We start from the raw sequence: 17,292 nt of genomic DNA, 5'->3' as shown, positions 1-17,292 counted from the left end.
TTACCTCTTCACGAATTGCTGGTAGATGCGCACCAGAGCAGGCCGGTACATATATTCGAGTGCGCCTGCAAACAGGATCACCAGACCCTGAATGACGACGATCATCTCACGGGTGATGTTAGGCATTTCAAACGAAAGATCGGCACCGCCTTGATAGAGAATGCCGAACAGAAGTGCGGCAAAGACGATGCCCAGCGGGTGGCTTCGTCCCATCAGCGATACGGCAATGCCGACGAAACCGGCACCGCCGACGAACTCCACCTGCAAGCGCGCCGATGCGCCCATGACCGGGTTCAGCGCCATCATGCCCGCCAGACCGCCGGAAATCAGCATGGCTATGATAACCGTGCGCGAATAAGGAATGCCCGCATAGACAGCCGCAGAGGGGCTGATGCCGAGCGTGCGCATCTCATAACCCAACTTGGTGCGCCAGATGAGCACCCACACCAGAAAGGCAGCAACAAGCGCGATGATGAAGGATACGTTGAAGGGTGCGGGGCCGAGTTTCAGGCCGAACATCGCCATCAACCAATCCAGCTTCGGCAACTGTCCACCCGGCAAGAAGGTGCGCGTTTCCGGTGCCATCTTGCCAGGCACGATCAGAACATTCACCAGCAGGTACACCATCAGTGCGGCTGCGATGAAATTAAACATGATGGTGGTGATGACCACATGGCTGCCGCGCTTTGCCTGTAGCCAGCCGGGAATGAATGCCCACGCTGCGCCAAAGAGGGCTGCGCCCAAGACGGCAAACGGCATGGTGACATACCAAGGCACGTAACGATCCAGTGCCAGCGCCACCAATGCGGCACCGAGACCGCCAATATAGGCTTGGCCTTCCGAGCCGATGTTGAACAGGCCGGCATGGAAAGCGACGGCTACGGAGAGGCCGGTGAAAATGAAGCTGGTGGTGTAAAACAGCGTGAAACCAATGGCATCACCACGACCAAGCGCACCTTCCACCAGAAGTCTCAGCGCAGCGAAGGGGTCTTCTCCAATGCCCCAGACCACAAGACCGGAGATGAAAAAAGCGGTGGCGATGTTCAGCAACGGCAGAAGGCCGTAGCTGATCCAGTTGGGTAGAGGAACGGAAGCTGTACTCATGAGCTTTAAAGCCTTTGCCTTATGCGGCGATGCCGGCCATCATCAGGCCCAGCGTTTGTTCTTCGGCTTCCGCCGTTTTTTCACCAACCACCCGGCCTGCGAACATGACCAGAATGCGATCCGACAAGGAACGGATTTCATCCAGTTCCACTGACACCAGCAGTATGGCCTTGCCCGCATCCCGCATCTCAATGATGCGGCGGTGGATGAATTCGATCGCACCGATATCCACACCGCGCGTCGGCTGGCCGATGATCAGCATCTTCGGATCGCGCTCGATTTCACGCGCAACGACGATCTTCTGCTGATTGCCGCCGGAGAAGTTGGCGGTTTTCAACCGGGCGTTCGGCGGGCGAATATCGTATTTCTCGATCTTCTCTGCTGCATCCTTGCGAATGGCCTCGGGATTGAGAAACGGGCCTTTGCCATAGCGTTCATCGCGGTGATAGCCGAGAATGGAGTTTTCATATTCCTCGAATTTCAGGACCAGACCCATATGGTGGCGATCTTCGGGGATATGCGCGAGGCCAAGCTGACGCAGAATGGCGGGATCGACCTTATCGACCACCTTGCCGCCCATCAGGATTTCGCCCGAATAGGGTTTGCGAATGCCGGCAATCGCTTCCAGCAGTTCCGACTGGCCGTTACCGGCAACCCCGGCAATGCCGACGATCTCGCCAGCCCGCACATCAAACGACACATCGTCCACCATGGTCACGCCACGGCTATCCTTGACGGTGAGGTTGCGCACGGAAAACAGCACATCGCCGGGGTTGGATTCGCCCTTTTCGACGCGCAGAAGCACGCGGCGGCCAACCATGAGCTCGGCCAGTTCTTCCACCGTCGTTTCAGAGGTCTTGCGGGTCGCCACCATTTCGCCGCGGCGCATGACAGACACCTCATCGGTGATCGCCATGATCTCGCGCAGCTTGTGGGTGATGAGGATGACGGTTTTGCCCTGATCGCGAAGAACGCCGAGAATCTTGAACAGGTGATCGGCTTCGGCGGGCGTCAAAACGCCGGTCGGCTCATCGAGGATGAGGATTTCCGCGCCGCGATACATCGCCTTTAAGATTTCGACACGTTGTTGCAGGCCAACCGGCAAATCCTCGATGATCGCATCGGGATTAACCTCAAGGCCATACGCATCTTCCAGCCTTTTCAGCTCTTTGCGGGTCGCAGCCGTGCCTTTCGCCAGCAAAACGCCACCTTCGGCACCGAGCATGATGTTTTCCAGCACGGAGAAATTTTCCACCAGCATGAAGTGCTGATGCACCATGCCGATGCCGGTATCGATGGCAGCCTGACTGTCACGAATATTGACGGGCTTGCCATTGACTCGGATTTCACCGGAATCGGCGTGGTAAAAGCCGTAAAGGATCGACATCAGAGTCGATTTTCCAGCTCCGTTTTCCCCGATGATCCCGTGGATCGTCCCCTTGGTCACGGTAAGATTGATATTCTTGTTGGCGTGTACGGTACCGAATTTCTTATCGATTCCCACAAGCTCGATGGCAGGTTCCATGGTCAACCCAAACGTCTCCGATCACTGGATATAAAAAGGGCGCAACGCGATTACGCGATGCGCCCTTTTCCAAAAACCTACATCACTTTGGGCAGGACTTGTCCGACATATAGTCGTGAACCTTGACCGTGCCAGCGATGATATCGGCCTTCGCCTTATCCACTGCGGCAATCATCTCCGGGGTGATGAGAGCCTTGTTGTCAGCGTCCAGCGAGTAAGCAACGCCGTCTTCCTTGACACCAAGCGCAACAATGCCGCCCGTGAACTTGTCGTTCTTGACATCAGTATAGGCGTTGTAAACAGCCAGATCGACGCGCTTGACCATGGAGGTCAGAACGGAACCGGGGTGCAGGTGGTTCTGGTTGGAATCCACACCGATGGAGAGCTTTTTGTTGTCGGCAGCAGTCTGGAGAACGCCGAGACCGGTTGCGCCTGCTGCTGCGTAAACGACATCTGCACCCTGATCGAGCTGGTTCTTCGTCAGTTCACCACCGCGAACCGGGTCGTTCCATGCAGCACCGGTTGTGCCGGTCATGTTCTGGAACACTTCGATCTTGTCGTTGGCAGCCTTGGCACCCTGTGCGTAACCGCAGGCGAACTTGCGGATCAACGGAATGTCCATGCCGCCGATGAAGCCAACCTTGCCGGTTTTGGATGCCATGCCAGCCAAAAGACCGACGAGGTAAGAACCTTCTTCTTCCTTGTAAACAACCGAACGCACGTTCGGCAGTTCAACGACGGAGTCGACGATCACGAACTTCGTGTCGGGAAACTCGGCCGCAACCTTCTCCATGGCCGAAGTCCAGGCAAAGGACACGGCAACAACAGGGTTGAAGCCACGGCTGGCGAAGTTACGAATCGCCTGCTCGCCCTGTGTATCGCTGGTCGGCTCGAAATCGCGGAAATCAATGCCAGTTTCAGCCTTGAACTTTTCTGCGCCCGTGGCAGCGGCTTCGTTGAACGACTTGTCGAATTTGCCGCCCGTGCCGTAGACAAGCGCAGGCTTGATGTCCGCAGCCAAAGCGGAAGCCGACATCGCAGCAAGTGCGAAAAGCGTCAGAAGGGATTTTTTCATTGTGCAGCCCTGTTGTTACAGTTTGGTTTTTTTAAAGGGTCCTCCCGCAAACCCGAAAATCGGGAATGTCTGCGGAACTGCCAGCCTTTTTGACTGTGCGTGGGGATCATCCTTGCACGGCTGCAAGAAAAATTCATCCGGTTTTTTTGACCCAGTGGAAAAACTGTTAACTGCCGGTTTTTTAGTCTCAACGACGAATAATTTGCAAAAAAATAGAGCGCCCTGCATCGTTTTTGATGCGTGAAAGCGCCCTAACATATTGAAGCTAAACCATATGCACAGCCAAACGCTGTCCAGTCTCCCGACGAGCGATTCAGCCGATATCGCAGCTTACGCCCGTTCCGCGCAGGCCGCAGTAACCACCGGGATTTTTCGCGAGATACTGCTGATGATAATCTTCCGCATAATAGAAGATATCCAGAGGTTCGATTTCCGTGGTGATGGCCTGCGTATGACCAGCAGCCTTCAACGCCTGTTGAAACGTGTCGCGCGCCGCTTTTGCCTCTGTCAGTTGCTGGTCATTCGTGGTGTAGATCACCGAGCGATAGGTCGTGCCCACATCGTTGCCCTGGCGCATGCCCTGTGTTGGATCATGCTCCTCGAAGAATATCTTGAGCAGTGCGGCGAGTGACACTTTAGACGGATCGTAAACCACCTTCACCACTTCGGCATGGCCCGTGAGCCCGGTGGTGGTTTCCTGATAGGTCGGGTTGAGCGTGATGCCGCCGGAATAACCGACCGCCGTCACCCAGACACCCGGTGTTTTCCACAAAAGCCGTTCCGCACCCCAAAAACATCCCATGCCGAGATAGATCGTCTCCAGACCTTCAGGATAAGGTCCTTTGATGACATTGCCGTTGACGTAGTGATGTTCTGGAATGGTCAATGCCTGTTCACGACCCGGATATGCCGTTTCTGCCGTGGGCATGGTGGTTTTTTTGGAAATCGTATCAAATCCGAACATAACATTCTCCTTGCGGCCACTCATAAGCCGCCATCTGGTTTCTGCATGATCTGCGTGGTGATGGTCGCATCAGGCGGAAAAACGGCCCAAAGCTCTCGGCCTTCTATATCCCGCCATCCAGAACAGGAGTGAGAGACCAAGAAGAACCGCAAAGGCCGGAACCACGGAAAGGCCGATCTCGACCAATCGCCACGCTTCTGGATGAATATAGTGCGCGATGGCGCTTTCTGCCATGGCTAGAGATAGAGGAAAAAATTGCACCCACGCATCGCGGGCGCTCACCATATCGACCGAATAGGTCGACACTGAGCGAATCGAATCCAGCACTCCAACACCCACAGCAGCGGCCAAAAACATAAAACTCAGCAGCCTGAAAAACGTTTTCACAAAAAAGTCCTCACCCGATGGCCGCTACGACGCATGTTAAAAGCCCTATAATCTCTGGATAAAGGCCATAAACAGCCTTTGCAATCTCGGCATATACAAGGAATCGCACGACAATTAAAAAAACTGTCAGATTTCGGGTTGATCCTGCCGAATTCATCGGTATATATCGCGCCGTTCCAGTGATTTGCAGTTGTCACAAAATGCAGATGTTTAGACGGACAGGTGGCCGAGTGGTTTAAGGCGCACGCCTGGAACGCGTGTGTGCGTGAAAGCGTACCGTGGGTTCGAATCCCACCCTGTCCGCCATTCAGAATCAATCAAACAGTTTTATGACATAAAAAACGGTGCCTGGAGCAAGATGCACTGTCATTTCAACGCGCATAGCCGAATCGAAGATGTGATTTCAAAATTGAACCAGGTCGAATGCAATCCCGAACGGGCGTGATCGCATTCAAGGCCAACGGGGCGCATTCATCAATATTTATCTAAGCTTCGCCTTCAAAGACGCATCCGGGAAGCATGTCGGCTTTAGTCCGTTTTTGGCTTGCCAGTCACCCAGCGACCGTCGTGTCTTGAAACCCGCCAAGCCGTCTGCCTTGCCGACATCATAACCCTTGGCGACCAAGGCCTTTTGCATGGCCAGCACGTCTGAGCGCAGCATGGAACCTACATTGCCCCATTCGGCCTGAAATGGGCCCGCGCCGAAGGCGATGCGGTCTGCCAGATTGCCGATGAAAAGAGCATAGAGGTCGGAGTTGTTGTATTCCTTGATGACGTAGAAATTGGGTGTCACCACAAATTCCGGGCCGTGGCGTCCAGCGGGAACCAGCATCATGCCATCGGCTGTCATGTCGTTGGCGGGAAAGGCTTTACCGGAGATACGGGTGATGCCGAGCTTGGCCCAGTTTGCGACGGGGCGGGCGAGGTCTGGGCCCTCCTGTGCGCAGGATACATCGTCTGGTATGGAAACTTCAAAGCCCCAATCGCGGTTTCTCTGCCAGCCGCGCTTGGAAAGATAGTTTGCTATCGACGCCAATGCGTCCGGTACGGAATTCCAGATATCGCGATGACCGTCCCCATCAAAATCGACGGCGTATTTCAGATAGCTGGACGGCATGAATTGCGGTTGGCCGAGTGCGCCTGCCCATGAGCCCATCATTTTCGATGCTGGGATATCGCCACTTTCGACGATTTTCAGTGCATCAACCAGCTCGACACGGAACATGTCCTTGCGCGTGGAGGCATAGGCTTTGGTGGCCAGCACGTCGATGACCGAATTCGGCAGCTTGGCGCGACCGAAGCCGGATTCCCGCCCCCAGATAGCAACGACGATATTGCCGGGAACACCATAGGTCGCTTCGATGCGCTTCAACGCCGCCGCATGGGTGGTGGCGAGAGAGCGGCCAGTCGCGGCCAACCCTTGCAAGCGCTGTTCGGAGAAATATGCACCGGGCGAGGAAAATTCCGCCTGGCTTTGTGCCTGCTCCGTTGGTGGCTTCTGGCCGGGAACGATGACGTCGGGAAGCTTCCAGTTGATGGAAAGGCCGGTCAGAGTGGCGTCAAGAGTAGCTTGTGAAACGCCTGCTTTGCGGGCTTCCGGCCAGATTTCCTTTTTCAGCCATGCATTGAATTCGGCATTGTATTTTGCGGCGACAGCGCCCGCGGGAACGGTTTGGGCAAGTGCGGTGCTTGCTGAAAAAGCGGATATGATTGCGGCGATGACCGGAGCGGTCGAACGTAGACGCATGGGTTTTCCTCTTCGAAACTCTGATGCTAGCTCAGATAACAGTGCGGGCGCGCAGCGCTGCCGTCAGCGTACCTTCATCGAGATAATCAAGCTCGCCACCGACAGGCACGCCATGCGCCAACCGGGTGATTTTCACGCCGAGATCGGTCAGGCGATCTGTGATGTAGTGGGCGGTTGCCTGCCCCTCTACGGTCGCGTTGACAGCGATGATGAGTTCGCGGATGCCGCCGACACTGACACGCTCGATCAGGCCCTTGATGTTCAGGTCTTCAGGCCCGACGCCATCCAGTGGCGAAAGCGTGCCACCGAGAACGTGATAAGCGGTGTTCATCGCGCCCGTGCGCTCCAGCGCCCAGAGATCGGATACATCTTCAACGACGATGATGATCGATTGGTCGCGGCGATCATCCGTGCAGACCGTGCAAGGATCAATGGTATCGACATTGCCGCAGCAGGAGCAGATTTTCACCTTATCGTAGGCCTCGCCCATGGCGTTGCCCAGCGGTCCGAGAAGCTGCTCCTTCTTCTTGATGAGGTGAAGAGCAGCACGCCGTGCGGAACGGGGTCCAAGTCCCGGCACTTTTGCCAGAAGCTGGATGAGTTTTTCGATTTCGGGGCCGGTGACTCGTTTTGCCATTTGCTGCTTTTAGCCCATATGAAGACAAAACGGAATCGCTTGAAGGAATTCCACGCCATGAAACTTCACGCCATCTGCACGGGCCGGGCGGAAAAACTGCCCGGCAAAAGCTACAAGACCGGCATTTTCAAAATGCCGGTGACTGGCCATGTCCTGATCGATGCGCAAGGCATTGTTGGCGACGCTATCTGCAATCGTAAACATCATGGCGGTGTGGATCAGGCTATCTACATTGAAGGACTGGACACGCTGAACTGGTGGAGTGAGCAGCTTGGCAAGCCCATCGCGCCCGGCACATTCGGGGAAAATCTAGTGATGGCGGGTCTCGACAATCGAGATGTTCACATTGGAGACCGTTTTACCATCGATGAGGTGGTTCTGGAGGCGACCTCAGCCCGGATTCCCTGCGCCACATTCACGTCGCGCATGGACGACCGGACATTTGCAAAACGCTATACCGCAGCGGCACGGCCGGGAATCTATTGCCGCGTTGTTTTGGGAGGTGTTGTCACAGCGGGCGAAGCTGTGTCTTATCAGGCTTTTGAAGGTGCCAAGGTGACCGTGGCCGAGACCATGGCGACATTCGGCAAACGGCTGAACGAAGAAACAAGGCAGCGATTTCTCGCTGCCCCGATTCATTACAAGCTGAGAGATGAGCTTAACCGATATTAGAACGGCAGCTTCATGCCGGGCGGAATAGGCAGGCCAGCAGTCAGGTCGCGGGTCTTTTCGGCGGTCACGGCTTCGGCGCGCTGTTTGGCATCGTTGTGGGCAGCCACCAGCAAATCTTCGAGGATTTCTATCTCGTCTTCCTTGAGAAGCGACGGATCGATTTTCACGCCGAGCAAAGAGCCCTTGCCACTCATCTTGACGGCCACGAGACCGCCGCCAGATGTGCCTTCGACTTCAAGTGCAGCAATTTCTTCCTGCATCTTCTCCATCTTGGCCTGCATTTCCTTGACCTTGCCCATCATGCCCATGATGTCACGCATATCGAAACTCCTGTCTTATATCGTTTGTTTACGCATCGGATTATCCGAAAACCGCTGCACACTTTTCGGTGCGATGCTCTAGAACTCGATGTCGTCGCCGGGAAGAATGTCGCCTTCGCTGGATTCGGCAACGGATGGCGTTGCAATCTCCTCGACATCATCCACCAATGGGGCGCGAATACGCACGTCGGTAATTTTCGCGCCGGGAAATTGCGCCAGAATGGCGGCAACATCCGGGTCTTGCCGCGCATCCAGAAGGCGCGCATCACGTGCGTTGCCTTCGGCCTCCACCAGCGTTGGCTGGCCTTGATCCTTGCTGATGCTGACAATCCAATGGATGCCAGTCCATTCTTTCAGCCGTACACCCAGTTCGCCGGGAAGTGAGCCAGGGGCGCCATCGGCAAGGCGCATATCGAGCTTGCCCGGTTCCAGCCGCACCAGCCGCACGAAACCACGCACTTTGGCTTTGAGAACGGGATCGCGATTTTTTGTGCAGAGGTCAGCAATGTCCTGAAGCGAGTTGACCGGCACTTTCGGTTCCGGCCGTTCTTCCTGCTTTGGCGCTGCCACCTGCATGTCCTGCGGGCGGCTGTCTGGCACAGCGCGCAGCATTGTGTTGGGTTGCAGTGATGTTTGTCGTTGTGGCGAAAGCTGAACCGACGCAACGGCCTGCGTGGAGCCGTAGGCACGCGCACCCCCCCCACCGTTTCCGCCGCCATTGCCGCCACCGTTCGAAGCGCCGCCGCCTTCACCGTTGGAAAGCTCCAATAAGCGACGTGCTGCGTCTTCCGGCGAGGGCAGATTGGCGGCGTGAGACAGCCGGATCAGCACCATTTCGGCAGCGCCTGCGGGGCGAGATGCATTTTCGGTCTCAGGGATGCCCTTCAGCAGCATTTGCCAGATGCGTGACAGGGTGGACACCGCAATCGTATCGGCAAATTCCGCACCACGCACGCGCTCGACTTCAGAAAGCGACGGGTCTTCTGCCGCATCCGGCACATATTTCATGCGGGTGACGAGGTGGGTGAAATCTGCAAGGTCGTTGAGCACAACGACAGGGTTGGCACCCGCTTCATATTGCGCGGTAAATTCGGAAAGCGCTTCGGCCACATCACCCTTCACCACATGGTGGAAGAGATCAACGATGCGCGCGCGGTCGGCAAGGCCAAGCATGCCGCGCACGGCATCGGCTTCCACACGCCCGCCACCATGGGCAATGGCCTGATCCATCAAGGACAGGCCGTCGCGGGCAGAGCCTTCGGCTGCACGAGCGATCATCGCCAACGCTTGCGGCTCCGCTTCCAGGCCCTCTTTGGCGGCAATGGCGGTGAACAGGCCGACGAGATCGGCAGCGCTGATGCGGCGCAGATCGAAACGCTGGCAGCGCGACAGGACCGTAATCGGCACCTTGCGGATTTCCGTCGTCGCGAAAATGAACTTCACATGCTCCGGCGGCTCTTCCAGCGTTTTCAGCAGGCCGTTGAACGCCTGCGTGGAAAGCATATGCACTTCGTCGATGATGTAAACTTTGTAGCGCGCCGACACCGGACGGTAACGCACCTGTTCGATGATCTCACGAATGTCATCGATTCCCGTATGCGAGGCGGCGTCCATTTCGATCACATCGACATGGCGGCCTTCCATGATGGCTTGGCAATGTTCGCCAGGAATGCGCAGATCGATGGTCGGCTTGTCGATTTCGTCGGTTTTGTAATTCAGCGCACGGGCCAGAATACGCGCAGTCGTGGTTTTTCCCACGCCGCGAACGCCAGTCAGCATATAGGCTTGCGCAATACGGCCGCTTTCGAACGCATTGGTCAGCGTGCGAACCATCGGCTCCTGGCCAACCATCAGATCGGAAAAGTCTTTCGGGCGATATTTTCGCGCCAGAACGCGGTAACCTGTACCCTGCTCTTTGGTCTGGGGCATATTGGTTCCGGTTTCGCTCATCGCCTCGCCAGTCATTGGAGCACATCGCATGTCTTGGTCGCAAAACCGCTGTACACTTTTGCGAGACATGCTTTAGATGATGCCCGTTTCAGGCCGAGTGGCCCGGCGAAACCTGAGCACGTCTTGCAAAGAAAAAGGTGGGAGGCTGGCACGGCGACCCGTGCCTGGCTCGTTAGGGCTGCTTCCTTCCGGACCTGACCCGGTTGGCGAGTGGCTCGTCCACCACCAACCTCCCGGACGCACATATCGGCAATAATAAAAGCAAATGCAAGCCAAGCCTTCAAAAAACTGCTATCACAGCCAAAACAAATTGGGAGGACGCCTTGGACACATTCCGGCTTGACGAGAGACTGGCCCGCGACAGCGTGCTGATTACCAAGCTGGGCCTGTGCCAACTGCGCCTTCAAAACGACAACCGCTGGCCTTGGCTGGTTCTGGTGCCGCAAAGAAACGGCATGAGTGAACTGTTCGACCTAACACCTCTTGATCAGGCCATGCTGACATTCGAGACGAATGAGGTGGCATCGGCACTCAAAGGACTGACGGGTGCGACAAAAATAAACGTCGGCGCCCTTGGCAATATCGTCCGACAGCTCCATGTTCACATCATTGCCCGCAATGAAGGCGATGCGTGTTGGCCAGGTCCCATTTGGGGGCAAGGCACGCCGGTTCCTTATGCGGATAAAGACAGACATGATTTCATGAAAAAAATGGCCGGCGCGCTCTGATGAACTCTAAAAGCATTTTCGACACCAATTCTCCTCACCCTGAACCCAGCACACTGACCGCCTTCGCGCAAAACGCTCTCGACCGTATGGCCGAAAAGCGCACGGAAGAATGTGTGGCAGATGCGCTGAAGCTGGAAGGCACGCATCTGCTGGCATTTACGGGCAGCAAGCTGGTGCTGAAGCATGATGATCAGGTTCTGGACCCCTTGTTTTCGGCCTATGAACTGGCTGAACTCAACCCGGATTTCGAAAAGGCCATTCTGCTCGGTTATAAGGACAATGGTGAGCCCCGTGTGGCTGTGCCGGTTGGCGTGACAGAAGACGCGCTTGCTGGCCATTATAAGTCGGTGGACGCCCGCACGCTGTACCGCGATCAACTGATTGGTGAGGAACTGCTCGGCGAAGTCGCCCAGGCCGTGAGTCTTCTTAATTGGAATTTCGACAACCGTTTTTGTGGTCGTTGCGGCGGCACGATGGAACTCAGGATCGGCGGTTACAAACGCATCTGCGCAAGCTGCGGCCACACGATTTTTCCGCGCACTGATCCGGTCGTCATCATGCTGACCATCGATATCGAGCGGGAATTGTGCCTGCTGGGCCGCGGTGCGCATTTTGCGCCGGGCATGTATTCCTGCCTTGCCGGTTTCGTGGAGCCGGGCGAAACCATCGAAAATGCCGTGCGCCGTGAAACCCACGAGGAATCGCAGATCGCCGTGGGCCGCGTGCGTTACCACGCATCGCAACCATGGCCGATGCCGCACACGCTGATGATCGGTTGTTACGCCGAGGCTCTATCCTCAGACATCACCCGCGATGAGGTAGAGCTGGAGGATTGCCGCTGGTTTACTCGAGATGAGGTGGCAGCCCTTCTGGAAATGACCACCGCGGACGGCCGCACACCACCGCCACGCGGTGCCATTGCGCATCGATTGATGCGGGACTGGATTGAGTGGGATAAAACGGAGTAACCCACACACACTCTGTCACCCCGGACCTGATCCGGGGTCCAGCGCAATCAAGTCCTTGATCGCAGAAGAGTCTTTGCGCCGCAGATGCGACGCCGCTGGATACCGGGTCAAGCCCGGCATGGCGGAAAGATATCAGCTGTTGTTCAACCGTCCGCGCATGGCGTGTCCCTTATAAACGCCCAGAATGCGAACCTTCTCGGAGAAGAACCGCAACTCATCCAGCGCGTGCCGCACCGATTCGTCATCCGGGTGGCCCTCAATATCCGCGTAAAACTGGGTGGCCACGAACTTGCCGCCAAGCTGGTAGCTTTCCAACTTCGTCATGTTGATACCATTGGTCGCGAAACCGCCCATGGCCTTGTAGAGTGCGGCGGGAATGTTGCGGACGTTGAAAACGAAGGTGGTGACGATCACCTCTTCCGGGGACGTCCGTTTCACCCAGGCCTCATCGCGAGACAGCACGACGAAACGGGTGACGTTGTTTTCCGAATCCTCTACGTTTTCCGCGAGAATTTCCAGACCGTAAAGCTCCGACGCAAGGCGTGGCGCAAGAGCTGCCATGCTGCGGTCTCCCAGTTCCGACACCAGTTTTGCAGCGCCCGCCGTATCGCCGGCAACAACCGGCTTCCAGCCGTTGGAGCGGATGATCTTGCGGCATTGGCCAAGCGCGTGGATGTGGCTGTGGACGGTTTTGATCTCGTCTTTCACCACGCCCGGCAGCACCATCAGTTGAAAACGGATCGGCATGAAATATTCGCCGATGATGTGCAGGCGCGATTCGGGCAGCAAGTGATGAATGTCCGCCACGCGTCCCGCCAGCGTATTTTCAATCGGGATCATCGCCAGATAGGATTCACCGTTTTCGAGTGCGTTGAAAGCATCCTCGAATGTCGGGCACGGCAGCGGCTCCATATCCGGGAACACGTCGCGGCAGGCCATGTCGGAGTTTGCGCCGTAGTCGCCCTGAAAGGCAATTTTATTGCTGCTGCTCATGAGTATCGCCAATCAATTCTGCCAGTTAATTCTATTTGTGTGCGAGGAGTTCACGCGCGCGGTCAAGCTGCGCCTGCGTATCGACACCGAGCGGCACCGAATTCACGATCTCTGCATCGATCCGCATACCTGCTTCCAGTGCGCGCAACTGCTCCAGACTTTCGCGCTGTTCCAGCACGGAGGGCTTGAGCGTTACGAATTTTTCCAGTGCCGCGCGGCGATAGGTATATAGTCCGATGTGATGATAAAGCGGGCCTTGGCCATAAGGGGCTGTGGCGCGGGTGAAATAAAGCGCCCGAAGTCTTGTGTCAGATATCGGACTGCCGACGATTTTGACCACGCTTGGGTTGGTCTTTTCTTCCTCGTCGGTGATCTCGACCGTCAGCGTGGCGATATCGACGGCGGCATTGTCCATCGGGCGGAGCGAAGCACGAATCGTTTCCGGCTCGATGGTCGGCAGATCGCCCTGCACGTTGATGATATATTCGGCGTTGCCATAAGGGTCGGCTTTTTGCAGCGCTTCATAGATGCGGTCGGAACCGGACTGGTGATCCTGACGCGTCATGGTCACATCAAAGCCGGCATTTTTGACCGCCTCGAAAACCCGTTCATCATCGACCGCAACGACGATACGTTCAGCACCGGCTTCCCGTGCGCGCATTGCAACTTGCACAATCATCGGGTAGCCAGCAATGTCTGCAAGCGGCTTACCGGGGAGACGTGTAGACGCCATTCGTGCCGGAATAAGCACGACAGCCTTTTCGAAATACCGATTATTCATTCAACACCCTTCAAATCCCGCCTGAAAAGTGGCAATAGGTCACGGTGCGGGGAGCATATTCAAGTTGCGCAGGCTGTGCAAAAGCCATAGCTTTCGAGCAATTTCAAGATGTCCGTTTGTTGAGAACGGTTGTGAGGGAGCGCAGATCAATGAATTCACGTATTAACATGGCGGTCGGTGCCCTTTTGGGCACGGTGTTCGTCCTTATGTCGGTATCGATAGCGTCGGAAGGTATTTTCCACGCACCAGCGCCGGAAAAGGAAGGCTTCGCCATTGTTGCAGAGACTGCGTCTGCCGAGGGGACAGGCGAAGCCGCTGCCGTTGCAACACCAATCGCCAAGCTTCTGGCCAGTGCCGATGCCGCCAAGGGCGAAACTGTCTTTAAGAAATGTGCCAGCTGTCACACCGGGGAGAGCGGCGGCCCCAATAAAGTCGGCCCCAATCTCTTCGACGTCGTCAACCGCCCCATCGCCAGCCACGCAGGCTTCAGCTATTCGGCTGGCATGAAGGATTTCTCGAAAGGCGGAGCCGAGAAGTGGGACTACGACCACCTCAGCTACTTCATCGAAGCGCCCAAGAAGCACGTTGCAGGCACTGCGATGGGCTTTGCAGGTATCAAAAAAGAAACCGAGCGTGCCGACCTGATCGCGTATCTGCGCACACTGTCGGCCAATCCGGCACCGTTGCCAGACCCGAATGCGGCACCTGTGCCGATTAACTGATGAAATTTTAAAAAAGTCCGGTTTAGACCGGGCTTTTTTGTTTGTGGAGAAAATCGCCCACACCCACCATCGTCATGCTCGGGCTTGTCTCGAGCATCTGCTACGTCACAGTTTTGGGGACGTGATTCGATCCTCGGGACGAGCCCGAGGATGACGGAGGAGAGGTTTCGATCCAATTTTTGCAGATAGAGCGCATCCGCCTTTCTGAGAAACGCGAAAACGCTCTATCTATTTGTTTTAACGCATTATCCGGACGCAAAACCGCTTCGCACTTTTTCTGGAAATGCTCTAGAATCGTAGCGCATCAAAATCTTGCGCCGCCTCAATTCCCCATCAAAATATCAAACAAGGTGGTCTGCTTCGGCGCACCCTGCCTTTGTGGCGCACCTCCGCCGATATCTGCGGGTGGAACCGGACCACCATTTTGGGGTTGCGGATACTGCTGAGTTGGGATGTCATTAGGTGGATATGCACCCGTCGACGCAGTTTGATCTCGATTTATCGGTGCTGCCGGGTAGTCCTGCGGCATCGGGGCGGCACGGCTGCCCAAAGCGTTCGAGATGATATCGCCAATGCTCTGCGGCGGGGCAGCGGGCGCGTTTGCCATCGGCTGGCCGATCTCCGGTGCGCCATAGCCGCCTAAACCGAACAGTGGCGACGGCGAGAGGCCGGAATGCGCGGCTGTCATGAATTCTTTCCAGGCTTTCGCTGGAAGGCCACCACCGGTGACCTTTTTCATCGATGTGCCATCGTCATTGCCGAACCAGACACCGGTTGTCAGACTATTTGTGTAGCCGACGAACAAAGCATCCCGGAACGACTGGGTGGTGCCGGATTTTCCTGCCGCCTGCCAGCCCTTCAGCTTCGCCGCCTTGCCCGTGCCTTCATTGATGACACCAGCCAACATGGCGTTCATGGTCGCAGCGATGCCTTCGCTCAGCACCCGCGGCGGGTTATCGTATTTGTTCTCGTAAAGAACCTTTCCATCCGGGTCCGTGATTCGCTTTACGATATGAGGCGTGGCCTTGAAGCCGCCATTCATCATCGGCGCATAGGATGCCGTCAATTCCAGCAGAGAGACTTCCGAGGTGCCGAGCGCAATCGATGCATTGGCCTGCAAATCCGATTCGATGCCCATGCGATGCGCCACTTGCGCCACGCGATCCGGCCCGACTTCCATTACCAATTGCGCGGCGATGGTGTTGAGCGAATTGGCCAGCGCTGTCGCAAGCGTCACTTCGCCACGGTATTTCTGGTCGTAATTTTCCGGCATCCATTTGCCGATTTTAACCGGAGCGTCGTTGCGCACGGTATTCGGCGTCAAACCGCTTTCCAATGCTGCAATATACACAAAAGGCTTGAAGGCAGAACCCGGCTGGCGTTTTGCTTTGGCTGCACGGTTGAACTGGCTCTCCGAGTAATCCGCACCACCGACGATAGCGCGGATGGCGCCTGTTCCATCGATGGAGGCGAGTGCGGCCTGCGAAGCGCCAAGCTTTTTGCCCTCGCCTTTCAGCAGGCCCGATAGCGCTTTTTCGGCTTCTTTTTCCAGGTCGAGATCGATGGTTGTATCCACCACCAAATCCTGCTTCACATCGCCCACCAACATGCGGACCTCGTCAAGCACCATGTCTGCGGCATAATGTTCGGCACCGGACCAGAAGCGCTTTGCCTTGGTCGGCGGCTGAGACATGGCGGTGGTGATTTCGCTTTCGGTGATGAAGCCAACATCCTGCATGGAGTGAAGAACAACCTGCGCCCGCTCTTCCGCTGCCTGAGGATCGCGTGCTGGCGACAGGCGTGAAGGCGCCTTGAGCAACCCGGCCAACATGGCCGCTTCACCCAGATTGACGTCACGGGCCGATTTGTTGAAGTAGCGGCGCGAGGCCGCTTCCACGCCGTAAGCGTTCGAACCGAAATAGACGCGGTTCAGATACATCGCCATAATCTGGTCTTTGGTGTATTTTTGTTCCAGCCAGAAAGCGAGCAGCACTTCCTGAATTTTGCGCTCGATTGTGCGGTCTTGAGACAGGAACAGGTTCTTGGCCAGCTGCTGTGTCAGTGTCGAGCCACCTTGCACGGTGCGTCCGCTGACAATGTTGGTGACGATGGCGCGGGCAAGACCGAGCGGGTCGACGCCAAAATGCGAATAAAAGCGCCGGTCTTCGATCGCCATAACCGCTTGCGGCAGATAGGGCGACATATCTTCCAGCGCCAGCGCTTCGCCACCTGTCGTGCCGCGATTGGCGAGCACGGTGCCGTCAACGGCCACGATTTTCAGATTGGGTGGGCGCTCCGGTATCGACCATGTGCTGGCGCTGGGCATGCGCGAACCATAATAAAGCACAACGCCAGCAACGCCGATGCCGCCCCATATGCCAAGCACGATGCCCCAATAAACACAGGAGCGGATAAAGCCCGTAATGCCGCCGCTGGAACGAGGAGGCGCACGTTTCGATTTGGCATTTCTGGACCGTTCACGTTTTTGCGGTCTCAAAGGATCAGAGGCTCTAGGCTTTTTGGCCCCGCCCTTGGTGCCATTGATCCGGTCGCTTTCATCAAGGCGCAGGTCATCACCGGATTCGTGAAAATCCCCGAAAGAAGGTTCTACTCGCTGGCGTGACTTGCCATTACCTGCCATCTGCGGGAAATCGCTCCATGATTTGGCGGCGTTATCGACGGCCTCGTGATCGTCGTTTCATGCCGATGCAGCTTAAAT

The 17,292-nt window shown here is 56.3% G+C and carries 16 protein-coding genes, 1 tRNA gene and 1 other RNA gene; 5 read left to right on the top strand and 13 right to left on the bottom strand.

The window, feature by feature from the left end; all coding sequences use genetic code 11:
- From RMR16_RS14030 to RMR16_RS14010, 5 genes are all read right to left on the bottom strand, one after another.
- Entirely contained in the window at positions 1–1,104 is a 1,104-nt protein-coding gene (locus RMR16_RS14030) for an ABC transporter permease (RefSeq protein ID WP_320200285.1), read from the bottom strand.
- Between the two features lie 19 nt (positions 1,105–1,123).
- Entirely contained in the window at positions 1,124–2,629 is a 1,506-nt protein-coding gene (locus RMR16_RS14025) for an ABC transporter ATP-binding protein (protein ID WP_413786011.1), read from the bottom strand.
- 82 nt (positions 2,630–2,711) lie between these two features.
- Positions 2,712–3,704 carry a BMP family lipoprotein gene (locus tag RMR16_RS14020; RefSeq protein ID WP_320200287.1) on the bottom strand — a complete coding sequence of 331 codons (993 nt, stop codon included), beginning with the start codon at positions 3,702–3,704 and terminating at the stop codon, positions 2,712–2,714.
- Between the two features lie 313 nt (positions 3,705–4,017).
- Entirely contained in the window at positions 4,018–4,668 is a 651-nt protein-coding gene (msrA, locus tag RMR16_RS14015) for a peptide-methionine (S)-S-oxide reductase MsrA (RefSeq protein ID WP_320200288.1), read from the bottom strand.
- A gap of 69 nt (positions 4,669–4,737) precedes the next feature.
- A complete protein-coding gene (locus RMR16_RS14010; RefSeq protein ID WP_320200289.1) occupies positions 4,738–5,055 on the bottom strand; it encodes a hypothetical protein in 318 nt (105 codons plus the stop codon).
- Positions 5,056–5,271: 216 nt separating this feature from the next.
- On the opposite strand from RMR16_RS14010, the gene RMR16_RS14005 reads away from it, so the two are divergent.
- Positions 5,272–5,361, top strand: a tRNA-Ser gene (locus RMR16_RS14005).
- 175 nt (positions 5,362–5,536) lie between these two features.
- Here RMR16_RS14005 and RMR16_RS14000 read toward each other — a convergent pair.
- Both RMR16_RS14000 and recR read right to left on the bottom strand, forming a co-directional pair.
- Positions 5,537–6,802, bottom strand: coding sequence for a lytic murein transglycosylase (locus RMR16_RS14000; RefSeq protein WP_320200290.1), 1,266 nt, complete (start codon positions 6,800–6,802; stop codon positions 5,537–5,539).
- Positions 6,803–6,833: 31 nt separating this feature from the next.
- On the bottom strand, positions 6,834–7,439 hold the full coding sequence (gene recR / locus RMR16_RS13995; RefSeq protein WP_320200291.1) for a recombination mediator RecR: 606 nt from the start codon (positions 7,437–7,439) through the stop codon (positions 6,834–6,836).
- Positions 7,440–7,496: 57 nt separating this feature from the next.
- Between recR and RMR16_RS13990 the strand changes: the two genes are divergently transcribed.
- On the top strand, positions 7,497–8,111 hold the full coding sequence (locus tag RMR16_RS13990; RefSeq protein WP_320200292.1) for an MOSC domain-containing protein: 615 nt from the start codon (positions 7,497–7,499) through the stop codon (positions 8,109–8,111).
- Here RMR16_RS13990 and RMR16_RS13985 read toward each other — a convergent pair.
- The 3 genes from RMR16_RS13985 to ffs form a co-directional block, all read right to left on the bottom strand.
- Complete coding sequence (locus RMR16_RS13985; protein ID WP_320200293.1) at positions 8,108–8,431, bottom strand: YbaB/EbfC family nucleoid-associated protein; 324 nt, start codon at positions 8,429–8,431, stop codon at positions 8,108–8,110. The two genes, RMR16_RS13990 and RMR16_RS13985, sit on opposite strands and share 4 nt — an antisense overlap.
- A gap of 78 nt (positions 8,432–8,509) precedes the next feature.
- Positions 8,510–10,381, bottom strand: a complete 1,872-nt coding sequence (locus RMR16_RS13980; RefSeq protein ID WP_320200294.1) for a DNA polymerase III subunit gamma/tau — start codon at positions 10,379–10,381, stop codon at positions 8,510–8,512.
- Between the two features lie 137 nt (positions 10,382–10,518).
- An RNA gene (ffs, locus tag RMR16_RS13975) (signal recognition particle sRNA small type) lies at positions 10,519–10,615 on the bottom strand.
- 89 nt (positions 10,616–10,704) lie between these two features.
- Between ffs and RMR16_RS13970 the strand changes: the two genes are divergently transcribed.
- Positions 10,705–11,109 carry an HIT family protein gene (locus RMR16_RS13970; protein ID WP_320200295.1) on the top strand — a complete coding sequence of 135 codons (405 nt, stop codon included), beginning with the start codon at positions 10,705–10,707 and terminating at the stop codon, positions 11,107–11,109.
- Positions 11,109–12,077 (top strand): NAD(+) diphosphatase, encoded by a 969-nt coding sequence (nudC, locus tag RMR16_RS13965; protein WP_320200296.1) that lies wholly within the window; start codon positions 11,109–11,111, stop codon positions 12,075–12,077. Before RMR16_RS13970 ends, nudC begins: the two co-directional genes overlap by 1 nt.
- Before the next feature lie 132 nt (positions 12,078–12,209).
- On the opposite strand, the gene RMR16_RS13960 is transcribed toward nudC, so the two are convergent.
- Together RMR16_RS13960 and RMR16_RS13955 are read right to left on the bottom strand one after the other, a co-directional pair.
- On the bottom strand, positions 12,210–13,070 hold the full coding sequence (locus RMR16_RS13960) for a prephenate dehydratase (RefSeq protein WP_320200297.1): 861 nt from the start codon (positions 13,068–13,070) through the stop codon (positions 12,210–12,212).
- 31 nt (positions 13,071–13,101) lie between these two features.
- The gene (locus tag RMR16_RS13955; RefSeq protein WP_320200298.1) at positions 13,102–13,851 is read right to left on the bottom strand and encodes a 3-deoxy-manno-octulosonate cytidylyltransferase; all 750 of its coding nucleotides are present in this window, start codon (positions 13,849–13,851) and stop codon (positions 13,102–13,104) included.
- A 149-nt stretch (positions 13,852–14,000) separates the two neighbouring features.
- Here RMR16_RS13955 and RMR16_RS13950 point away from each other — a divergent pair, with 149 nt between their 5' ends.
- Positions 14,001–14,573 (top strand): c-type cytochrome, encoded by a 573-nt coding sequence (locus RMR16_RS13950; RefSeq protein ID WP_320200299.1) that lies wholly within the window; start codon positions 14,001–14,003, stop codon positions 14,571–14,573.
- Between the two features lie 322 nt (positions 14,574–14,895).
- Here the strand turns inward: RMR16_RS13950 and RMR16_RS13945 are convergent, their stop codons facing one another.
- Positions 14,896–17,214: a transglycosylase domain-containing protein gene (locus RMR16_RS13945; protein WP_320200300.1), complete on the bottom strand. Its 2,319-nt coding sequence runs from the start codon at positions 17,212–17,214 to the stop codon at positions 14,896–14,898.
- Between the last annotated feature and the right edge of the window lie 78 nt (positions 17,215–17,292).

Source organism: Agrobacterium sp. rho-13.3, assembly GCF_033957765.2.
In the GTDB taxonomy this organism is placed as follows: domain Bacteria; phylum Pseudomonadota; class Alphaproteobacteria; order Rhizobiales; family Rhizobiaceae; genus Agrobacterium.
This window is presented reverse-complemented; position numbering and strand designations above follow the sequence as displayed.